General features: G+C 29.0%; 24 protein-coding genes. 17 read left to right on the top strand and 7 right to left on the bottom strand.

What is annotated here, in order from left to right:
* Positions 1-10 precede the first annotated feature (10 nt).
* The 6 genes from ACTTBK_RS02730 (at position 11) to phoB (ending at position 5,939) form a co-directional block, all read left to right on the top strand.
* Positions 11-1,030 (top strand): substrate-binding domain-containing protein, encoded by a 1,020-nt coding sequence (locus tag ACTTBK_RS02730; RefSeq protein WP_440618456.1) that lies wholly within the window; start codon positions 11-13, stop codon positions 1,028-1,030.
* 110 nt (positions 1,031-1,140) lie between these two features.
* A complete protein-coding gene (pstC, locus tag ACTTBK_RS02725; RefSeq protein ID WP_440618455.1) occupies positions 1,141-2,544 on the top strand; it encodes a phosphate ABC transporter permease subunit PstC in 1,404 nt (467 codons plus the stop codon).
* Entirely contained in the window at positions 2,537-3,799 is a 1,263-nt protein-coding gene (pstA, locus tag ACTTBK_RS02720; protein ID WP_262589243.1) for a phosphate ABC transporter permease PstA, read from the top strand. The genes pstC and pstA overlap by 8 nt, the downstream gene beginning before the upstream one ends.
* Positions 3,799-4,560: a phosphate ABC transporter ATP-binding protein PstB gene (pstB, locus tag ACTTBK_RS02715; RefSeq protein ID WP_440614405.1), complete on the top strand. Its 762-nt coding sequence runs from the start codon at positions 3,799-3,801 to the stop codon at positions 4,558-4,560. The genes pstA and pstB overlap by 1 nt, the downstream gene beginning before the upstream one ends.
* A 3-nt stretch (positions 4,561-4,563) precedes the next feature.
* A complete protein-coding gene (phoU, locus tag ACTTBK_RS02710) occupies positions 4,564-5,256 on the top strand; it encodes a phosphate signaling complex protein PhoU (RefSeq protein WP_262589241.1) in 693 nt (230 codons plus the stop codon).
* Positions 5,257-5,258: 2 nt separating this feature from the next.
* Positions 5,259-5,939 carry a phosphate regulon transcriptional regulator PhoB gene (phoB, locus tag ACTTBK_RS02705; RefSeq protein WP_440618454.1) on the top strand — a complete coding sequence of 227 codons (681 nt, stop codon included), beginning with the start codon at positions 5,259-5,261 and terminating at the stop codon, positions 5,937-5,939.
* On the opposite strand, the gene ACTTBK_RS02700 is transcribed toward phoB, so the two are convergent.
* The 5 genes from ACTTBK_RS02700 to ACTTBK_RS02680 all read right to left on the bottom strand — a co-directional run bounded on the left by ACTTBK_RS02700 (position 5,928) and on the right by ACTTBK_RS02680 (position 9,350).
* Positions 5,928-6,584 carry an MIP/aquaporin family protein gene (locus ACTTBK_RS02700; protein WP_440618453.1) on the bottom strand — a complete coding sequence of 219 codons (657 nt, stop codon included), beginning with the start codon at positions 6,582-6,584 and terminating at the stop codon, positions 5,928-5,930. The genes phoB and ACTTBK_RS02700 overlap by 12 nt on opposite strands.
* Positions 6,574-7,005: an arsenate reductase ArsC gene (locus ACTTBK_RS02695; protein WP_440618452.1), complete on the bottom strand. Its 432-nt coding sequence runs from the start codon at positions 7,003-7,005 to the stop codon at positions 6,574-6,576. Before ACTTBK_RS02695 ends, ACTTBK_RS02700 begins: the two co-directional genes overlap by 11 nt.
* Entirely contained in the window at positions 7,005-7,229 is a 225-nt protein-coding gene (locus ACTTBK_RS02690) for a DUF6552 family protein (protein WP_440618451.1), read from the bottom strand. Before ACTTBK_RS02690 ends, ACTTBK_RS02695 begins: the two co-directional genes overlap by 1 nt.
* A 51-nt stretch (positions 7,230-7,280) precedes the next feature.
* The gene (locus ACTTBK_RS02685; RefSeq protein ID WP_440618450.1) at positions 7,281-8,162 is read right to left on the bottom strand and encodes a phytanoyl-CoA dioxygenase family protein; all 882 of its coding nucleotides are present in this window, start codon (positions 8,160-8,162) and stop codon (positions 7,281-7,283) included.
* 132 nt (positions 8,163-8,294) lie between these two features.
* Positions 8,295-9,350, bottom strand: coding sequence for a zinc ABC transporter substrate-binding protein (locus ACTTBK_RS02680; protein ID WP_440618449.1), 1,056 nt, complete (start codon positions 9,348-9,350; stop codon positions 8,295-8,297).
* A gap of 70 nt (positions 9,351-9,420) precedes the next feature.
* Between ACTTBK_RS02680 and ACTTBK_RS02675 the strand changes: the two genes are divergently transcribed.
* The 4 genes from ACTTBK_RS02675 to ACTTBK_RS02660 are packed head-to-tail and all read left to right on the top strand — an operon-like array spanning position 9,421 to position 12,393.
* Entirely contained in the window at positions 9,421-10,167 is a 747-nt protein-coding gene (locus ACTTBK_RS02675) for an ATP-binding cassette domain-containing protein (protein ID WP_440618448.1), read from the top strand.
* 1 nt (position 10,168) lies between these two features.
* Entirely contained in the window at positions 10,169-10,972 is an 804-nt protein-coding gene (locus ACTTBK_RS02670; RefSeq protein ID WP_440618447.1) for a metal ABC transporter permease, read from the top strand.
* A 24-nt stretch (positions 10,973-10,996) separates the two neighbouring features.
* Positions 10,997-11,395, top strand: a complete 399-nt coding sequence (locus ACTTBK_RS02665) for a Fur family transcriptional regulator (RefSeq protein WP_440614396.1) — start codon at positions 10,997-10,999, stop codon at positions 11,393-11,395.
* Positions 11,395-12,393, top strand: a complete 999-nt coding sequence (locus ACTTBK_RS02660; protein WP_440618446.1) for an Ldh family oxidoreductase — start codon at positions 11,395-11,397, stop codon at positions 12,391-12,393. Before ACTTBK_RS02665 ends, ACTTBK_RS02660 begins: the two co-directional genes overlap by 1 nt.
* Here the strand turns inward: ACTTBK_RS02660 and xth are convergent.
* Both xth and ACTTBK_RS02650 read right to left on the bottom strand, forming a co-directional pair.
* Complete coding sequence (gene xth, locus ACTTBK_RS02655; protein ID WP_440618445.1) at positions 12,385-13,161, bottom strand: exodeoxyribonuclease III; 777 nt, start codon at positions 13,159-13,161, stop codon at positions 12,385-12,387. The genes ACTTBK_RS02660 and xth overlap by 9 nt on opposite strands.
* Positions 13,161-13,478, bottom strand: coding sequence for a HesB/IscA family protein (locus ACTTBK_RS02650; RefSeq protein WP_262589230.1), 318 nt, complete (start codon positions 13,476-13,478; stop codon positions 13,161-13,163). Before ACTTBK_RS02650 ends, xth begins: the two co-directional genes overlap by 1 nt.
* Positions 13,479-13,528: 50 nt before the next feature.
* On the opposite strand from ACTTBK_RS02650, the gene ACTTBK_RS02645 reads away from it, so the two are divergent.
* The 7 genes from ACTTBK_RS02645 to tatA are packed head-to-tail and all read left to right on the top strand — an operon-like array spanning position 13,529 to position 19,275.
* Entirely contained in the window at positions 13,529-14,647 is a 1,119-nt protein-coding gene (locus tag ACTTBK_RS02645; RefSeq protein ID WP_440618444.1) for a deoxyguanosinetriphosphate triphosphohydrolase, read from the top strand.
* Positions 14,644-16,377 (top strand): arginine--tRNA ligase, encoded by a 1,734-nt coding sequence (gene argS / locus ACTTBK_RS02640; RefSeq protein ID WP_440618443.1) that lies wholly within the window; start codon positions 14,644-14,646, stop codon positions 16,375-16,377. Before ACTTBK_RS02645 ends, argS begins: the two co-directional genes overlap by 4 nt.
* Positions 16,377-16,640 carry a hypothetical protein gene (locus ACTTBK_RS02635; protein WP_440618442.1) on the top strand — a complete coding sequence of 88 codons (264 nt, stop codon included), beginning with the start codon at positions 16,377-16,379 and terminating at the stop codon, positions 16,638-16,640. The genes argS and ACTTBK_RS02635 overlap by 1 nt, the downstream gene beginning before the upstream one ends.
* Entirely contained in the window at positions 16,630-17,580 is a 951-nt protein-coding gene (locus ACTTBK_RS02630) for a glycoside hydrolase family 3 N-terminal domain-containing protein (protein ID WP_440618441.1), read from the top strand. The genes ACTTBK_RS02635 and ACTTBK_RS02630 overlap by 11 nt, the downstream gene beginning before the upstream one ends.
* A gap of 9 nt (positions 17,581-17,589) precedes the next feature.
* Positions 17,590-18,333 carry a segregation and condensation protein A gene (locus tag ACTTBK_RS02625; RefSeq protein ID WP_440618440.1) on the top strand — a complete coding sequence of 248 codons (744 nt, stop codon included), beginning with the start codon at positions 17,590-17,592 and terminating at the stop codon, positions 18,331-18,333.
* A complete protein-coding gene (scpB, locus tag ACTTBK_RS02620) occupies positions 18,326-19,027 on the top strand; it encodes an SMC-Scp complex subunit ScpB (protein WP_440618439.1) in 702 nt (233 codons plus the stop codon). Before ACTTBK_RS02625 ends, scpB begins: the two co-directional genes overlap by 8 nt.
* Before the next feature lie 47 nt (positions 19,028-19,074).
* Positions 19,075-19,275: a twin-arginine translocase TatA/TatE family subunit gene (tatA, locus tag ACTTBK_RS02615; protein WP_262589223.1), complete on the top strand. Its 201-nt coding sequence runs from the start codon at positions 19,075-19,077 to the stop codon at positions 19,273-19,275.
* Position 19,276: the final 1 nt, after the last annotated feature.

Genomic DNA, 19,276 nt, shown 5'->3' with positions numbered 1-19,276 from the left:
AAGGAGAATTATGAAAAAAGTAATAAGTGTAATATTTGGATTTCTTTTAGTACTTAGTTTTACAACAACTAGTTACTCAAGAGATCAAATCAAAATTGTAGGATCATCAACTGTATATCCTTATGCAACAGTTGTAGCAGAAAAATTCGGTAAAACTGGGAAGTTTAAAACTCCAGTTATTGAGAGTACAGGTACTGGTGGTGGAATGAAATTGTTCTGTGCTGGTGTAGGTGTAAACCACCCAGATGTAACTAATGCATCAAGAGCGATTAAACCAAAAGAAAAAGCATTATGTGAAAAAAATGGTGTATCTGAAATTATTGAAATTGTAGTAGGTAATGATGGTATTTCTTTTGCACATGCAGTTAGTGCTCCAGACTCTAACTTTACAAAAGAGCAATTATGGAGAGCTTTAGCAGCTAAAGTTGATGTTGATGGTAAACTTGTTGAAAATCCATATAAAAAATGGAGTGATATTGATGCAAGTCTTCCAAACAAAAAAATTGAAATTTTAATTGCACCCCCAACGTCAGGAACGAGAGATGCTTGGAATTCATTAGTGATGGGTAAAGGTTGCTCTAAAACAGCAAAATCTTTATTTGGTGATAAAGCTAAAAAAGAATGTGCAAAAATGAGAGAAGATGGTTATGCAGTTGAGGCTGGTGAAAATGACACTCTTATTGTACAAAAATTAACATCAAACCCTGATGCTTATGGTTTCTTTGGTTACAGTTACCTTGTGGCAAATAAAGATAAGGTAAAAGCAGCTTCTATTGAAGGTGTACAACCATCTCTAGAAGGTATTCAAGATTACTCATACCCAATTGCAAGACCATTATTCTTTTACGTTAAAAAAGCACATATTGGCGTTGTCCCTGGTATTGAGGAATACTTAAAAGAGTTTACTTCTAAAAAAGCTATGGGTAACAGAGGATACTTAGGAAAAATTGGATTAGTTCCTTTAGCATCTGACAAGTACAAAGTTACTCGAACTGCAGCATTAGATTTGAACACAATAAGTATTAATTAATTAAAATCTTATTTTCAAAAAAAGGCCAGTTTATCTGGCCTTTTTTTTATTCAATCTAGAATTTAATTTGTAACAAAACTGTAACATTTAGAAGATAGACATCATTTCGAATGAACTTCGTCTTAATATTCTTAATATCAATATTTTCATTATCACTATTTTTTTACGGTAAATCAAAAACTAAAAGTATCTCAATAAACAAAAATATTAAATTAAACGCACTCCCAAAATTTTATGGATACTACCTGGTATTATGGTGTTCGATACCTTCTTTAATGTTCCTGGTTATCTGGACATTGTTCGAACCAGTAATTATTAAATCAATAATTATTGAAACTGCTGCAAATAAGGGAGCAATTTTTAATGATAAGAATGAAGCTAATTTAGTTTATGAAAAAATTAAAGCTATTTATGCTGGTACTTTTTTTGGAGATATAGATATTATTTTAAAAGAAAGTGCAATTTCATATGCAAAATTTATTAATATTTTTACTAATTCAAAAATAGTATTAATTTTTACTATTGTCATTGCTTCAGTAATTTATTCGTTAAAAAAAATCAAAAATAACAACAAAGCAAGAGATGATGTTGAAAAAATTTTAAAAGGATTATTATTTGCTTCATCTCTAATTGCAATTTTAACCACTTTAGGAATAATTTTTTCACTTTTATTTGAAAGTATAAAGTTTTTCTCAGTGATAAATATTTTTGATTATTTATTTGGGACTAATTGGAGTCCTCAGAGAGCTTTTGTTAGTGATGCCTCTGCAATCACAGAAGCCGAATACGAAGAACTTAAAGATGCATTTGGATTTATTCCATTGATTGCAGGTACCTCATTTATTGCTTTAATTGCCATGCTAGTTGCAGTTCCAATTGGGTTATTTTCAGGAATTTATATGGCAGAATACGCTTCACTAAAAATAAGGAGAATATCAAAACCAATAATTGAAATATTAGCTGGTATTCCAACAGTTGTTTATGGATTTTTTGCAGCCCTAACAGTTGGTCCTTTTTTTAGACAAATTGGTGAAAATTTAGGATTAACCGTATCATCTGAAAGTGCTCTCGCAGCAGGATTAATAATGGGTATTATGATTATTCCTTACGTGTCATCATTGTCTGATGATGTTATTAATTCGGTGCCACAATCTTTAAGAGATGGTTCTTATGCAATAGGTGCAACAAAGTCAGAAACGATAAAAAAAGTTGTTATACCCGCTGCATTGCCAGGTATCATTGGCTCAGTTTTACTTGCAGTATCAAGAGCAATTGGTGAAACAATGATTGTTGTTATGGCAGCTGGTCTTGCAGCAAATTTAACTATTAACCCATTAGAATCCACAACAACTATAACCACTCAGATTGTAATGATTTTAGTTGGTGATCAAGAGTTTGATAGTCCAAAAACTCAATCTGCTTTTGCTTTAGGATTAACTTTATTCATAGCAACGCTTGTTCTTAATTATATAGCACAAAGGGCTGTTAAAAAATATCGAGAGAAATATGACTAAAGAACAAAGATTAAAAAAAAGACATAATGCTGAAAAAAGATTTAGATTTTATGGTCTAGCATCAATTTTTGTAGCATTGTTGTTTGTTATTATTTTGGTTCACAATATTTTTTCAAAAGGAAGTTCTGCATTCATGAAAACAGCAATAAATGTTGAAGTTTTTTTTGATCAAGAACTTTTAGAAATTCAAAATGGAGCTACAGAGAATGAGATTTTAGATGCTGATTTTTATGATGTTACTATTGAGAGTTTGTTAAAAGTTTACCCTGCTAAAGATTTAGATCAAGAAAATCAATTGATTGACTTATTCACAACAGATGCTGAGATTGAAATTAAAAGAGCTTTTTTAGAAAATAATAATTTAATTGGAAAAACATTCAATGTAGAGATTACAGCATCAGATGATATTGATCAGTTACATAAAGGAAATTATCCAAGAGATTTACCAGAAGACAGAAGAAGAATATCAGATTTTCAATTAGTTATTTATGATACGTTAGTTGAAAATAAAAAAATTATTAAGAATTTTAATAATTATTTTTTTAAAAATGGAGATTCTCGTGATCCTGAACTTGCTGGTATTGGTGGTGCTTTAGTTGGATCTTTTTACAGTATAATTATCTGTTTATTATTAGCTTTTCCTGTTGCAGTGTTAGCTTCAATTTATTTAGAGGAATTTGCTCCCAAAAATAAGATTACTGATTTTATAGAAATTAATATCAATAATTTAGCTGCTGTTCCCTCAATAGTTTATGGTTTATTAGCTTTACAAATATTATTAGCCACAATCCAATTGCCAAGATCCACACCATTAGTTGCTGGAATAACTTTAGCTTTAATGACACTGCCTAGGATAATTATACCTTGTAGAGCTTCATTGAAGGCAGTACCTCCATCAATACGAGAAGGGGCTCTGGCAGTTGGTGCTTCCAAATTTCAATCTGTATTCCATCATGTTGTTCCTTTAGCGTTGCCTGGAACTTTGTCTGGAACAATTATAGGATTAGCACAAGCTTTAGGAGAAACAGCTCCATTAATATTAATTGGTATGGTTGCATTTGTAGTTGATATTCCTTCAACACCAATAGATCCTTCAGCCTCTCTACCTGTTCAAGTATATTTGTGGTCTGAGTCTGCCGAAAGGGGATTTGTAGAGAAAACATCTGCTACTATCATGATGTTATTAAGTTTTTTAATTGTAATGAATTTCTTAGCGGTATATTTAAGACAGAAATTTGAGAAAAGATGGAACTAATGAACGAAGTAAAAATTAAATCAACTAACTTAAATGTTTATTACGGTGAGAAGCAAGCATTGTTTGATGTTAATTTGGATTTAAATGAAAAAGAGGTTACAGCTTTAATTGGTCCATCTGGTTGTGGAAAATCTACTTTTATTCGATGTTTGAACAGAATGAACGATGTTATTGATATCTGTAAAGTTACTGGAAATATAGAAATTGACGGTATTGAAATTAATGACAAAAATTTAGATGTTGTATCTTTAAGAGAGAGAGTAGGAATGGTCTTTCAAAAACCAAATCCATTTCCAAAAAGTATTTATGATAACATTTCATATGGTCCAAAAATTCATGGAAAAGGTGAAACTAAAAGTGAATTAGATGAAATCGTTGAGAGTAGCTTAAGAAAAGCTGCTCTATGGGAAGAGGTGAAGGATCGACTTGACGAACCAGGTACAGGACTTTCTGGGGGTCAACAACAACGGCTTTGTATCGCGAGAGCAATCTCTGTAAATCCTGAAGTTATATTAATGGACGAACCTTGTTCAGCATTAGATCCTATAGCAACAGCAAAAATTGAAGAATTAATCGATGAACTTAAAAAAACATATACAATTGTGATTGTAACACACTCAATGGCTCAAGCAGTTAGAGTTTCACAAAAAACAGGCTTTTTCCATCTAGGTAAGTTAATTGAGGTAGGCAAAACTGAGAAAATTTTTAAAAATCCTGACAATAAAATGACACAAGACTATATTACAGGTAGATTTGGATAAATTATGAGCAATGAGCACACAGTAAAATCTTACGAAGAAGAATTAAGATACTTAATTGACTCAGTGATTAAAATGGGAAGTTTAACTGAGTCTCAAATGGTTGACTCTATGGATGCAGTAATCAAAGTTGATAAAGACTCTATTGATAAAATTATTAAAAGTGATGAAGAAATAAATAAATTTAGATCTAAAATTGATACTCAGATTATGACATTACTAGTCAAAAGAGCACCTATGGCTATTGATTTGAGAGAAACAATCAGTTCTTTAAAAATATCTCAAGATTTAGAAAGAATAGGCGATTTATCAAAAAGTAACGCAAAAAAAGTAAAACCTTTACCATTAGATTTACCTGAGGAACTATTAGGAAATTTAAAGAGATTAGGAGATTTAGTAATTAAACAATTAAATGATGTTCTAGATAGTTATGTAAATAAAAATTATGACAAAGCTAAAGAGGTATGGGAAAAAGATGAACAAGTTGATGATTTGACCTATATAGCTATGGAAAGTGTTATTGATTTTCTTTCAAAAGATAAAAAGAATTTAGATTTCTCTACTCATTTGATTTTTGCAACAAAAAATCTTGAAAGAGCTGGAGATCATATAACTAATATTGCTGAAACAATTTGTTTTTTAATTAAAGGTGAATACTTAAAAGGTAGCAGACCTAAAGGAAAAGTTATTCAACAATAAAAATGAATGGTAGGATATTTATTATTGAAGACGAACCTTCAATAATTCAATTAGTTCAACATAATTTAGAAAAAAACGGCTTTATAGTATCGTCCTCATTTAATGGTAATGATGGTTTAAAAGAATTAAAAAAATTTCAACCTGATCTACTATTATTAGATTGGATGTTACCTGATCTTTCAGGGATAGAAATTTGTAAAAGTATAAGAAAAGATAATAGTTTTAAAAGTTTACCTGTGATTATGCTAACTGCAAAGGGTGAGGAAGAAGACAAAATAAAAGGTCTAGATAGCGGAGTAGATGACTATTTAACTAAACCGTTTAGCTTTAATGAATTAATGGCAAGAATTAAAGCTGTGTTAAGAAGATCTAATCCAAATATAATATCTGATAGTTTAGAGTATGAAGATCTTAGCTTAGATAGAATTGAAAAAAGAGTGTTTAGAGATCAACAAGAAATTAAGCTTGGACCAACAGAATTTAGATTGTTGGAATTTTTTTTAACTAATCCTAAGAGAGTTTATTCAAGAGATCAAATTTTAGAAAATGTTTGGCCAAATAATGTAAATGTTGAGAGCAGAACTATTGATGTCCATATCAGAAGATTAAGACAATCTGTAAATTTAAAAAATAAAAAGGAATTAATTAGAACTGTAAGATCTTCTGGTTATTCACTTATTTAAAAAAACTTTTTTAACTAGATAAACAGCTATTATCATTCCAATCAATTCAGCCATTATATAAAACGGTGTATTCAAATAATTAATACCAGTAAATGATTCTGTAAAAGTTCTAGCTATAGTAACTGCAGGATTTGCAAAGGATGTTGATGAAGTAAACCAGTAACCAGCTGTGATATATAAACCAACTGAAGCAGCTACAGCAATTTTACCTGATTTCATTGAACCAAAAATTATCATTATAAGACCTAAAGTAGCTACTATTTCTGATACAAATATATAAACACCATCTCTTGATTTTGTTGATAGCTCAAATATTTGATGTTCAAAAAAGAAGTTAGCTAGAGCAACTCCCAACATACACCCTAAGATTTGAGCAGAAATATAAAAGGGAAGTAATCTTTTTTTTAATTTTCCTGTAATTGTCATTGCAATACTAACAAATGGATTAAAATGAGCACCAGATACATCAGCAAATACTGTGATTAATACAAATAAACCAGCGCCTGTTGCTACAGTATTGGCTATTAGAATTACAGCTATATCATTAGTCAGATTTTCTGCCATTAAGCCTGATCCAACTATAATCATTACTAGAAAGCAACTTCCAATAAATTCTGAAAGAAAATATCTACTTTTATTTTTCATTTATCCAATCTTTAATTTTACTACTTATAATATTAAATGTGTTTCTAATGATTATTTGCTTTTCTTCATTATTTGCAGTTTGAAGTTTGGATACAGGATCTTCAATATCCCAATGTATTATTTGTTCCTTTTGAGGCCAGATAGGGCACACCTCATTATTTGCGTTATTGCATACAGTGAATACATGATCCATTTTTATTTCATTATTTATAAATTCTTCAAAGTTTTTAGAACTATAGTTGCTTAGATCGTAATTTTTGTTTTTTACTAAAAAACTTTTAACATCTTCATTGATTTTTCCAGAAGGGTTGCTTCCAGCACTAAAAGCTTTAAATTTATTTGGGTATTCGTTATTAATAATACTTTCAGCTATAATACTTCTTGCAGAATTACCAGTGCATACAAATAAAACATTTTTCATTAAAAAATAATTTTGTAAATACCGATTACAAAAAGTGGAATTTGTAATCCAAAATTAGTTAAAATAGCCTTATCCTTTAATAAGAAACCTGAAATTGTCCATCCAACAACACCAAGTCCATGAAAATATATATTTAGTGGATAAATATTAAGATTAGTAAGCAAAATACCAGTTAAAACAAAAAATGTGCTGATCCATTTAAGATATTTTTTTAAAAATAACATTCAAAATTTATATGAATGTTATGTTAAAGATTTATTACAAAGAACTTTAATTTAATTTTTTTGAAGTTCGTAGATAGAAACATAATGTTTCTTTTTAGGTAGTGGGATTATTGTTGGAACTTTAGTTAATCTTGGTTTTATTGATTTATTTCCTACAATAATATTTTTATCATAATTTTCTAAATTTACTTCAGGATGAGGGTTTCCATCATTGATTAATGGCCAAGCATCACAAGCTCTATAACCAAATAAAATTAAGGGTCTTGAGTTATTCATTTGGTTGTGTCCTGATCCATGAACTGATCTACAATGAAAAAAAACAACTGTTCCAGCAGTTCCTGTTATAGAAACACTATCTTTTGTTCCTATTTTATTTTTTTTTGTATCTATTTTTCCAACAAAATAATTATCTTTGCTGTGGTGGCTGTATAATTTCTTTTTGTGTGAATTTTTTATTATTTTAAGAGGCCCATTTTTCTCATAGCAATCATCTAAATATATACCAACTGTGATTAAATCATCGTTAGTATGAGGGTAAAAAGCCCAATCTTGGTGCCATCCAATTTCACTTCCTTTTTTCTTATTTGGAAGCTTAAAATTTAATTTACCAAGATGAAATCTAACTGTTCCTCCTAACAATTTTTTAGCTATGGATATAATCTTTTTATCTCTTGATAATTCATAGAAGATTTTATGCCTATTCTGAGGGTTATTTAGTCTTAATATTTCTTTATTCTTTGATGAGTCTGAATTGTAAACAAAATGGTAATTATTATAGGATTGAGTTCCATTTACACCATTACCATTTTTTTTCTTTTTCTCTTTTGAAATTACTTCATTAACAATTTTATTTATTTTGTTTATCTTTGTTTGAGAAATTAAATTTTCTTTAACAAGAAAGCCATTTTTTTTAAATAAATTTAAATCGTTCATAAAATCAAATTATAAAGAAAATAAATCCTCTTAGAAAAAATTACAATGCTTATTGTATTATAAAAATATCAGTGAATGTTATATGTTAATCCGAGAATTTAAAAAAATTCCCGGATTAAACCTAATTTTTAATTAACAACCTTTGAAAGATGCAGACATATTTCTAATTAAATTGAAATATAGATCTTTACCTGGATCTAATGTTGCACCTAGAGGATCCAGAACACCAGTTTTAATCTTCATATCTTTTGCAACTGCATTGATAATATCAGGATTAAATTGAGGCTCTGAGAACACACAAGCTACTTTATCATGCTCAATAATTTCTCTTATTTCAGCAAGTTGTTCTGCACCAGGCATTACATCAGTATTAACAGTAAATGCACCTAATATTTTAACGTTAAATCTTTCCTCGAAATATTGATAAGCATCATGAAATACAATTGAAGATACGCTGTTACTTAAATCAGTCATTACATCAATTGTAAGTTTATCAATTTCTTGCAAAGCCTTAGCTAAATTACTTTTGTATTTAGCTTCATTTTTTGGATCATTTTCAATTAAATGTTCTGCCATTTCATTTAACATAGCTTTTGCATTAATTGGGTCCAACCAAATGTGTGGATCAAATTCACCATGAGCATGTCCATCATGATCATCATGTCCGTGGTCGTGATCGTCTTCTTTTTTACCATGATCATCGTGATCGTGGTCGTGATCATCTTCTTTTTTACCGTGATCGTCGTGATCGTGGTCGTGATCATCTTCTTTTTTACCGTGATCATCATCATGTCCATGGTCGTCATGATCATGTTCGTCAAAAATATTTCTTTCTCTAAATTTTAATACTTGTAATCCTTTGATTTCTATTAGTTCAATTTTTTCAGCTTTTTTTGCGATAGAACTTAACGGTTTTTCTAAAAAATTTTCTAAATCTTCTCCTACCCAAAACACAAGATCAGCATTTTGAAGCATTTTTGCATGAGAGGGCTTCATTGCAAATCCATGAGGCGAGCTATAACCATCCACTATTAGATCTGGTTTACCTACACCATCCATTAAATAACTTGCTAATGAATGTATTGGTTTAATAGAAGCAACCACTTTAATTTCAGCATTTGCTGATGAAAATATAGTTAAAAAGGATATTAATGAAAAGATTATTGGTAATTTTTTTAGATTTATCATAAGTAATTATTTAAAAGTTGTTATATTATAACATTATGTAATAATATAACATTTACAAGTCAAGGAATAAATGAACTCTGAGAATAAAACTTTGGTTCAACTAAATAATGCAGGCTTTCGTCAAAATGGGAAGTGGTTGGTAGAAGGCGTTTCGTTAAAAGTTGAAAAAGGAAAAATTGTAACTTTAATTGGTCCTAACGGGTCAGGAAAAAGCACAACTGCAAAAATTGCTTTAGGAATTTATAAAAATATAGAGGGGAATGTTGAGAAATATACTAACAAGATTGGATATGTTCCTCAAAAAATATCTATAGATTGGACATTACCTCTTCGTGTTTATGATTTTATGCTGTTAACAGAAAATATTGATGAGGAAGCGATAGATGATGCTTTAAATTTAACTGGTGTCATTCACTTAAAAAATAAAAATTTAGGAAATTTATCTGGAGGTGAGTTTCAAAGAGTTTTAATAGCAAGGGCTATTTCAAAAAAACCAGAATTATTAGTTCTTGATGAACCTGTCCAAGGTGTAGATTACACAGGTGAAATTGCTCTTTATGAATTGATTAAAAAAATTTCAGACACTCTTAACTGTGGAATTTTATTAATTTCGCATGATTTACATACTGTAATGACAGCTACTGATCATGTTGTTTGTTTAAACGGTCACGTTTGCTGTTCAGGTACACCGATGGATGTAGCAAAAAACAATGAATATAAAACCTTATTTGGTGAAAAAGCATCTCAAATTCTTTCTGTATATGAACATAAACATGATCATGTCCATTCAGAGGAAGGACAAATAAAGAAAAATTAATATGTTTGATGATTTTTTTATTAGAGCTTTATTTGCTGGAATAGGTGTAGCCTTAGTTACTGGACCCTTAGGTTGTTTTGTAATTTGGAGAAGATTATCTTATTTCGGTGATACACTCTCTCACTCAGCTTTATTAGGAGTGACTATGGCTTATTCTTTAGAGTTAAACATAGCCTTATCTGTTTTTTTAATTTCATCTGTAGTTGCTTTAATTCTTATTCAACTTCAAAAAAAAACTAATCTACCAGGTGATGCTTTGCTAGGTTTGTTAGCCCATTCTTCTCTAGCAGTAGGCTTGGTTGTGATAGGATTTTTAACATTCATTAGATTTGATATAATGGGTCTGTTGTTTGGTGACATATTGGCTGTAACTACAAATGACATACTAATAATTTGGATAGGTGGTGCTATCATTTTGATGATTTTAAAATTGATATGGAAACCTTTATTTGCATCGACTGTTAATTACGAATTAGCGGAGGCTGAAGGATTAAATCCAGAGCGCGCTAAAGCCGTATTCACAATTTTAATGGCAGCGATCATAGCAATTTCAATTAAAATGGTTGGATTGTTGTTAATAACTGGAATGCTAATCATTCCAGCAGCCATGGCTAGAAACATCTCAGACAGCCCTCAGAAAATGATATTTTTCTCAATTATAGGTGGTTTATTATCTGTAATACTAGGACTGTTTTCCTCACTTGAGTTTAATACAGCCTCAGGACCATCAATAATTGCTGCATCATTATTTTTATTCATTTTATCTTTGTTTAAAATAAAGCAATCCATTCAATTGAAAAACTAATGACTAATTGATAAGAATTTATAAATGCAAAAAGAACATAATCTATCTAAAAACCAAAAAATAATTTTTGATCTTATTGATAAATCTGGCGAACCTATGAAGGCTTATTCAATTCTTTTTAATGTTCAAAAAAAAGGGATTAAAGCACCATTACAAGTTTATAGAGCTTTAGATAAGTTAGTTGAAATTGGAAAAATTCATAAGATTGAAAGTAGAAACGCTTTTATTGCATGTCAAAATTCTAGTTGCCAAATTTCGAAAGCAACAGCTTTTTCTATTTGTGAAAGCTGTGAAAAAGTTTCAGAGATAAATAATTCAAAACTTTCAAAATATTTATCAAATTTTGAGGATGACTCAGGAATGAGATACAATAAATATAACTTAGAATTTTTTGGTTTATGTAAAAAGTGTAAATCGAAGTAATGAGCACAGTACCTCTAACCTTAGATGAAATATTTGAACTTGCCAAAAAAACTCTTTTGGCTAATGGATGCGATGATGAAACAGCATCAATTTTATCTGATCTAATAAGAAATGCAGAAAGAGATGGCTCAGTATCACATGGTTTATTTAGATTGCCAGCATACGTTACTGGTCTTAGAAGTGGAAAAATTAATGGAAAAGGTAAACCTGAAGTTAAAAAAATATCTCCATCAGTAATTAAAGTTGAAGGAAATAATTGTTTAGCACCTGTTGTATTAAATAAGGGATTGCCAGAACTAGCTAAGGCTGCAAAAGAAAATGGTGTTGCAGTATTAGCAATAAATAATTCACATCATATGGCTGCTATGTGGCCTGAAACAGAAAACTTAGCTGAAGATGGTTTAGTTGCTTTTGCATGTACATCTTACAAACCTGCTGTTGCACCAGCAGGTGCAATAAAACCATTATTTGGAACGAACCCAATTTCATTTGCTTGGCCAAGACCTGGCAAAACTCCAGTTGTTTACGATATGGCAACTGCATCGATGGCAATGGGTGAAGTTCAGGTTGCTAAAAGAGAAGGGCACAAAGTTCCACTTGGAACTGGTTTGACTAAAGATGGAAAAGAAACAACTGATCCAGGTGAAATTGCTGATGGTGGAGTATTATTACCTTTTGGTGGTTACAAAGGTTCTGCAATTGCTATGATGGTTGAATTATTAGCAGGCGCTTTAGTTGGTGATAATTTTAGTTATGAAACAGCTGCTAAAGATAATAATGATGGGGGTCCTCCGAGTGGTGGTGAATTTATATTAGCAATAAGTCCAGATAAAACTTCAGGAACTGATTGGCAAAAACATGCAGAAGAATTTTTTGAGAAGATGAAATCAATGGGTGAAGTAAGATTACCTGGCGAAAGACGTCATAAAAATAGATTGGACACTGGTCCAAGAAATATAAACGAAGAGTTAGTTAATAAAATTAAATCTTTAAGCTAAAGTAATTTCGATAGGAGTGTGGTCAGAGGGTTTTTCTCTTCCACGAGGATCTTTGTTGATATTTATATCTTTAATTTGATCAATTAGTGAATTTGAAACTAAAAAATGATCAATTCTCATGCCATTATTTTTTTGCCAGGCACCTCTCATATAATCCCAAAATGTATATCCTTCTTTCTCTTCATTAAAATATCTATAAACATCATTGAAACCTAGATTTATCATCTCTCTAAATTTTTTTCTGATTTCCAACCTATATAAAGCGTCATCTTCAAAACTTTTTACATTGTAAACATCTTCTGCTGATGGAATTATATTAAAATCACCAGCTAAAATTAAATTTAGATTTTTTTTAGATAAATTTTTTAGTTGTTTGATTAATTGATCAAGCCAATTTTTTTTGTAATCATATTTTTCAGTATCAACAGGATTCCCGTTTGGTGTGTATATATTGATTAATTGAATAGTTTTTTTCTTATATTCAAATTCAGCAGAAATTATTCTTGATTGTTTTAATTTATCTTTAATTAAATCAGTTTTTATATTTTTTAATTTATTTTTTGAAATAATTGCTACACCATTATAACTTTTTTGACCAAATACGTGGCTTTCATAGTCCATTGAAGAAAAATCATCATAAGGAAAATTGATATCCTCGGTTTTGATTTCCTGCATCATTAAAATATCTGGTTTATATTTTAATAAATAACTTTTGATATTTTCAATTCGTGCTCTTACAGAATTGACATTCCAGGATGAAATCAGCATTAAAGTGAGAAAGAAACACCGCAACCACAAGAGGATTTTGTTTGTGGGTTAGATATTTTAAATTGTTCACCTATTAATTCAGAAACATAATCAACTTCAGATCCTTTAAGTAAATCTGCAGAAGTTTTATCAATTAAAATATTTTGATAATTTAAATCGTCGTCTTGTTTTGATTTATCAAAAGTGAATTCGTATTGAAATCCTGAACAACCACCACCTTTAATAGCGATTCTAAAAAATGAACCTTTGTCTTTTTTTGCTAACAAACTTTCTATTTGTTTTAACGCATTATCTGTAAATTTAATTTCTTTAATCATGTCTCAACACTGATATTACTAATATAATACTTAATTATTTTAATTAAAGGATGAAAAAAGACGCTTTGTTAGGGGTATACAAAAGTAAAGGCAGACTAATTAAGGAAGCTAACTCAAAATATCGATCTCCTTTTCAAAGAGATAGAGATCGTATTATTCATAGTGCATCATTTAGAAGGCTAAAACATAAAACCCAAGTATTTGTTAATACTGAGGGAGATCATTTTAGAACAAGGATTACTCACTCAATAGAAGTTGCTCAGATTGCAAGATCAATAGCTAAATATTTAAAATTAAATGAGGATTTAGCCGAAACTTTAAGTTTAGCACATGATTTAGGCCACACGCCGTTCGGTCATGCTGGAGAAGATGCCTTACATGAATGCATGGAGAATTATGGTGGTTTTGATCACAACCTTCAAACCTTAAGAATAGTTATGTTTTTAGAAAATAAGTATTTTAAGTTTAAGGGATTAAACTTGACTATAGAAACGTTAGAAGGTCTACTTAAACATAACGGACCAGTTGATGATATTGGTTTAGTCAACAAGCTAATAGGGTTGAAAACTTTTAAAGGTAAAATTAAATATAATTCATTTCCCTCTCTTGAAGCTCAAATTTCAGCAATTTCAGATGATATTGCATATAACAATCACGATATTCAAGACGGAATAAAAGCCAGCCTTTTTAAAATGGAGGAATTAGTTGAAATAGATTTTTTTAAAAATATTCATAAAAAATATAAAAATAAAATTACTAATAAAAATTACAAAATTGCAATTTATCAAATTATAAGAGACTCAATTGATCTCATGGTTAGAGATTTATTGAGCAATACTCAGAAAAATATTCAAAAGCTTAAGATAAAATCCTCAAGAGACGTAGCTAAATCTAATGAGTTAATCGTTTGTTTTTCTAACCAAATTAAGAATGCAGAAAAAGAAATTAAATCTTTCTTAAGAGACAAAATGTACGACAACAAGTCAGTATTGAAAAAAAATCATAAAGGTAAATTAATAATTAAGAAATTATTTAAAATAATTAAATCAAATCCAAGAAAATTTTTGTCCAAAGATCAATTGACTAAAGACAAATATAGAGCTATTTCAGATTTTATATCTGGTATGACTGATAGATATGCTATTAACCTTTATAACGATAATAAATGAATATTTTTGAATTATATTTAGATAAAATTAAATCTGTTATCGTTGATTTGAATAAAAATAATAAACTAGAAATTCCAGAGAATTTTAATGGTATTAATGCAGAAATACCTCCGCCAAAATTTGATTGTGATATTTCAACAAATGTTGCGATGGTTTTATCAAAAATCAATAAAACTTCACCATTACAGCTTGCAGAAAAACTTGCTCCCGAAATTAAAAATAATGACAGCGAAATTGAAACAATATCTGTAGCCAAACCAGGATTTATTAATATTAAATTTAAACCATCTTATTGGTCAAATTTTATTAAAAATATCACAGATAATGCAGATAATTTTGGAATAAATGACAAAGAGAAAAAAAATAATTATTTAGTAGAGTTTGTTTCAGCAAACCCGACAGGTCCTTTGCATGTAGGACATTGTAGAGGTGCTATTCTAGGTGATGTTATCTCTAATGTTTTAATTTTTAATAAACACAAAGTTACAAAAGAATATTATGTGAATGATTATGGTAACCAAATTATAAATTTTACTAAATCAGTATATTTTAGAATTAGAGAAGTTTATTTTAAAGAAACATTTCCTGAAGATAATCCCGATTTGTATCCTGGGGATTATCTAATTGATTTTGCAAAAAATATAATTTCAAATAATTCAGATCTTAAATTTGATAATTTTGATGAAATTAGAGATAAATTAACAGTCTTATCAATAGAGCAGGCGCTTTTGCTTATCAAAAATAATCTTAAAAGCTTGGGTATTAAACATGATAATTTTGTTAGTGAAAAAAATATCGTATCAAACAATGAAGTTGAAAGTGTAATAGATTTTTTAGAAAAAAATAACTTTATTTATAAAGGAAAAATCAAAGCCCCAGCTGGTGAAGATAACAAAGATTGGGTTGAAAGAGAGCAATTATTATTTAAATCAACAGAATTTGGTGACGATAAAGATCGTGCACTTCAAAAATCTGATGGCACATGGACTTATTTTGCAAGTGACGTTGCTTATCATAAAAATAAAGTTGATCGAAATTTTGATTACTTAATCAATATTCTTGGAGCAGATCATGCAGGTTATATAAAACGGATTACCTCCTCAGTTGAAGCACTGTCAGGAAAAAAAGATACATTAATTTGTAAAATTAGTCAGTTGGTAAAATTAATTAAAGATAACAAGCCTTTCAAAATGTCTAAAAGAAAAGGAGATTATATTACCGTAGATGACTTGATTGAAGAAGTTGGAAGAGATGCAACAAGATTTATTATGCTTAACAGAAGTAGTGATGTTGAATTAGATTTTGATTTCGATGCAGTCAAAGAAAAATCTAAGGACAATCCACTATATTATGTTCAATATTGTTACGCTAGAATTTCATCTGTATTTAGACATATAGATGAAGACGTAAATTCAAAAATTGAATTAAATGATTTCAATTTTGAATATTCTAATGATGAAATTAAAATTTTAAAAAAATTATCTGAATGGCCAAAATGTATTGACGCAGCTAGTACAAAATTAGAACCACATAGAATACCTGTTTATTTATATGATCTTGCATCGGAATTTCACTCGTATTGGAATTTAGGAAAACAATTTCCAGAAAAAAGGTTCATTAATGATCAAAAAACAGTTTCACCAGATAAATTGATCTTTTTGAAAGCTATTTCTAATGTTATTAAAACAGGTATGGATATTGTTGGTGTTGATGCACCCAATCAAATGTAATGCTTAAAGAAATAAAGTACTTAATATTTGTTTCAGTAATACTTTTATTTATTTTTTTTACAGGCAAATATTATTTTTCTGATGAACACAAAAAAAAATCATATAGATCTCATCAAAATATTGATGAGAAAATAAAATTATACTCAAAAAATTTACCAGTTTTAAAGAATGATACTCAAAATGTAATTGAGTATGTTAAACAAACAAACAAAAAGAAAAAGAAAAAATTTAATTTTTGGAAATTATTAGACAATGATAAGTAAAAGAAAATCTTTTATAGTTGGTTTAAAATCAACAAAATTATCTAAAAATGAAATTTTATTTCTAAAAAAATATAAACCCTGGGGAATTATCCTATTTACCAGAAATATTAAATCTTTTGATCAAGTTAAAAAATTAACCTCTAGCATTAGAAAAATTTTTAAGGATAAAAAATATCCAATTATGATTGATCAGGAAGGAGGAAGAGTAAACAGATTAAGAAATTTAATTTCCTTTGATAATATAACATCTGAATATTTTGGAGATATGTTTAATAAAGATAAAAAAAAATTTGAAATCGTTTATAAGTTATTTGTAGATAAGACTTCTTATTTATTGAATTTAATTGGTGTGAATATTAATACTGTTCCAGTTTTAGATCTTAGAGTTAATGGCGCTAGCAAGGTAATTGGTGATCGATCTTATTCAAAAAATAAAAAAATTGTCTCTAAATTAGGGGATATTTGTATTGAATTATTTCAAAATAACTCAATAGGAACTGTAATGAAGCACATACCTGGTCATGGTTTAGCAAAAGCCGACAGTCATTATTCAACACCGATTATTAACAAAACATATGGATATCTTCTTAAAAACGATTTTTGGACATTTAAAAAGAAGAAATGTTTATTTGCAATGACAGGTCATGTTGTTTATTCAAAAATTGATAAAAATAACACTGCCACTCACTCTAAAAAAATAATTAATATTATTAGGAAAAATATAGGATTTAAGAATATTTTAATTTCAGATGACTTATCAATGAAGAGTTTAAGTGATGATTTAAAACTTAATACTATTAATTTATTCAGCGCAGGTTGTAATATAGCACTTCATTGTAATGGAAATATGAAAGAAATGAAGATAGTCGCAGAAAATTCACCTCAAGTGAATAGTTTTATTCTTAAAAAAACATCTCAATTTTATAAAATTTTAAGTTAATATCTTTCCATGTCTGCTACTGATTCTGAATTATTTAATGTTGATATAAATAATTATAATGGACCATTAGATGTACTTTTAGATTTAGCAAAAGCTCAAAAAGTTGATTTAGAAGAAATATCTATAACTAAGTTAGCAGATCAATTTCATGAGTATATTACCAATGAAAAAAACTTAAATTTAGAAATTGCTTCTGAATATCTTTTAATGGCTACTTGGTTAGCTTATTTAAAATCAAAATTACTTTTACCTGGTACTCCTGAAGAAGAATTTAAAGTTCAAGAAGTTGCAGAAAAGTTAAAATTACAGCTGAAAAAATTAGAATTAATTAGATTATTATCCGAACAAATGCTTAAGAGAAAAAGATTAGGTAGAGAAATAAGAACAAGAGGTATGAAAGGAAATATTAGATCAATTTATAGCACGGAATATAACTTAAGTTTATTTGAACTAATGAAAGCTTACTCAACAATAATAATGACTAAAGATTTTCAAAAAATGAATATTCCAAAACTTCCTGTGTTTACAACAGAAGATGGCATCAAAACAATTAGAGAATTTTTTGGCAAACTATTTGAGTGGAAAAAATTGGATGAATTAATTCCAAGTAATTTTAAAAGTGGTTCAAAATACAAGAAAACTGGCAAAGCTGGAATATTTGCTGGATCGTTAGAATTAGTTAAAGAAGGAAATTTATCAATTAAACAAGATAAATTATTTGATGAAATATATATAAAGGAAATAAATGATTAAAAAAGCAAAAGCTTCAAAAGATAATGTTTTAAAGTTTCCATCAAAATTATCGGATTTAGATAAAGAAATAGAAGCAATTATTTTTGCAGCAGCTGAGCCTTTAGATGTAGATACTATAGAAAGTAAAGTTTCTAAAAAAGGCAACGTTCCAGAGTCTTTGGAAAAATTAAAGCAAGAATATTCAAATAGAGGAATTAATTTAATTTGTATAAAAGATAAGTGGTCTTTTAGAACATCACCAAATTTATCAAATTTGATGTCTCAAGAAAAAACTGTTGAAAAGAAACTATCTAGAGCTGCGGTAGAAACTTTGGCTATAATTGTTTATCATCAACCAGTTACGAGAGCTGAAATAGAAGAAATAAGGGGAGTTGCTTTTGGTACTAATACTTTAGAGATATTAATGGAATTAAATTGGGTAAAACCAGGAGGTCGAAAAGATGTCCCTGGTAGACCAATTCAATACATAACTACTGATGATTTTTTAAGTCACTTCAACATACAAAAATTATCTGATCTTCCAACAATTGATGAATTGGGTGCTGCTGGTTTAATTGATAGTTCAAGTGTTGATAATGCTATTTTTGGAACTGGAAAATTTTACAAAGAAAAGCAAGAAGAGAAAAAAGAAGATATTTATTCCAATATAGATGAAATGCTTAATAGCACTCTAGATCCTGAAGAGAAAGAATAGTAAAAAAGTAACTTTCAAAACAACCTTAAAAAGGTTATAAGTTTTTTATGAGTATAGGAATTTGGCAAATAGCTATTGTAGTTATATTGGTTGTTTTATTGTTTGGAAGAGGAAAAATTTCAAGCTTAATGGGTGATGTAGCTAAAGGTATTAAAAGTTTCAAAAAAGGAATGGCGTCAGACGTAACTGACGATACAGAGCCAAAAAATATATCTGACGATAACAAAGACTCGGATAACAAAAATTAAT

It is taken from the genome of Candidatus Pelagibacter sp. HIMB1493 (assembly GCF_052047995.1).
Classification (GTDB): Bacteria; Pseudomonadota; Alphaproteobacteria; order Pelagibacterales; family Pelagibacteraceae; genus Pelagibacter.
The sequence above is the reverse complement of the archived record's forward strand: the minus strand, read 5'-3'. Positions and strand labels throughout refer to the sequence as shown.